2 protein-coding genes are annotated in these 1896 nt (G+C 37.5%); both read left to right on the top strand.

All coding sequences use genetic code 11. The features are described 5' to 3' along the window. On the top strand, window positions 1-833 hold an 833-nt coding region (locus B2X72_RS15395; protein WP_349681399.1), incomplete at its 5' end, for a type IV toxin-antitoxin system AbiEi family antitoxin domain-containing protein. Then, a complete protein-coding gene (locus tag B2X72_RS15390; protein WP_121127206.1) occupies window positions 826-1746 on the top strand; it encodes a nucleotidyl transferase AbiEii/AbiGii toxin family protein in 921 nt (306 codons plus the stop codon). The genes B2X72_RS15395 and B2X72_RS15390, both read left to right, overlap by 8 nt. Window positions 1747-1896 lie beyond the last annotated feature (150 nt).

Genomic DNA, 1896 nt, shown 5'->3' with positions numbered 1-1896 from the left:
ATCGGCGTTTTTCGCCGATAAATTTAAATAGTTTAAACATGAATATGTATTCTCAGAGAAGGAAAGATGTGTTAAAATTAGTGCCGGAGGGAGCTTTGGTTACCAGATCTTGGCTACAGCAGAATGATCTCACAGGCCATGCGATCGATAATTTATTGAAGAGTCGACTATTGGAAACTGTGAAAAATGGAGTATATAAACGTGAAGGGGCGGAAGTGGAATGGGGGGATATTGTCTATTTCCTGCAGAAACAGCTAGATACAGATCTAACCATTGGAGGCCTATCGGCTTTAGAACTTCAGAAACTGACCCATTATCTCCCGATGTCTAATCAACGCTTGATTCATTTATATGGCCGGGATAATCTTCCCATATGGATAAATAACCTTACAACAGGGATCAAATTTCTTAAGCATAGTTCTGGCTATTTATTTGGTAATAGTTTTGAAGATGAAAGGCCGCTAGCATTACTTGAGTTTACTAGAGCTTTCAGTTGGAAAAATACAAAGGAAGGCTTACGTATATCCATTCCTGAAAGAGCTATTTTGGAAGTGATGAATCAAGTTCCCCAAAATATATCATTTGAACATGCGGATGAATTAATGCAAGGATTAAATACGCTTTCTCCTAGGACACTCCAAAGATTATTGGAACTGTGCACAAATATCAAAGTTCGCAGGCTTTTCTTTTACCTTGCCGAGCGTCAAAATCATACCTGGTTTACAAAACTTCAATCTGAGAAAATAGATTTTGGATCTGGTAATCGTGTGATCGTCACAGGTGGGAAACTAAATAAGAAATATAAAATAACTGTTCCTGATTTTTATGAGTAAGAAAGAAGAATATGCCGAGCAGGTCCGTTTATTGATCCGATTGTTACCTATAATCGATAAAGAAGACTGTTTTGCACTTAAAGGCGGTACGGCTATTAATTTGTTTTATAGAGATTTGCCAAGGCTTTCCGTAGACATCGATTTGTTGTATCTGCCAATGGAGGATCGCGACGCCTCTCTTGAAAATATCAGAGCTGCATTAGCGAGAATAACAGATTCCATAAAGAAATCGATTGCAGGTGCCCAAGTTCAAAATACAACACTACAACAGGATAATTCTTTACGAATAATAGTTTCACTTAATGATGTTCGTGTTAAAATAGAACTATCTCCTGTTATACGTGGAAGCCTTTTCCCAGCTGTCAGAATGGAAGTGCGACCGCAGGTTGAAAAAGAATTTGGTTATGCTGAAATGCTAGTTGCATCACACCCAGATCTGTATGCTGGTAAACTTTGCGCTGCCCTAGATCGTCAACATCCCCGTGATTTGTTTGATGTAAAACAGTTATACGAAAATGAAGGATTAACGGAAGAATTACGAAAAACATTTCTTGTATTTTTAATAAGTCATTTTCGACCGATGGCAGAACTGCTTAATCCAAACCGAAAAGATATCTCAGGTATATATGAAATGGAGTTTGCGCAAATGGCAGAAATTGAAGTTTCTTTAGAGGAGCTACTTTCTGTACGGGAGAAACTGATTGCAGATATCAACAAGGAGATGACTGATAGTGAACGTAAATTTTTACTCTCTGTCAAAAATAAGACACCTGATTGGGCACTCTTAGGATTGGACGCAGCTTTAGTCTCGGAACTTCCTTCAGTGAAATGGAGATTAATCAATTTAAATAAAATGTCAGAGAATAAACACGTGACCGCTTACAAAAATCTAGAAGCTGTCCTATATCCTTAAAGTCAAGCTGAATAGGAGAGATATGGCTTTTTTACGTCAAAAGGGCCTGATTTTCATCAGACCCTTTCTGTTAGCGTTTATTTGTACAATAATTTTTATGTTTCCTATCGTTTCCTCTTTTTTGTTTCGTCATCCAATGTTTTTAAAGAC

It is taken from the genome of Sphingobacterium sp. UBA7253, from assembly GCF_002472745.1.
Classification (GTDB): Bacteria; Bacteroidota; Bacteroidia; order Sphingobacteriales; family Sphingobacteriaceae; genus Sphingobacterium; species Sphingobacterium siyangense.
Note: the sequence above shows the minus strand (reverse complement) of the source record. Positions and strands in the feature narration are given on the sequence as shown.

What these genes read in the sequence shown, in the direction of transcription:
- B2X72_RS15390 (WP_121127206.1), top strand. Translation starts at nt 826, where the DNA reads ATGAGTAAGAAAGAAGAATATGCCGAGCAGGTCCGTTTATTGATCCGA.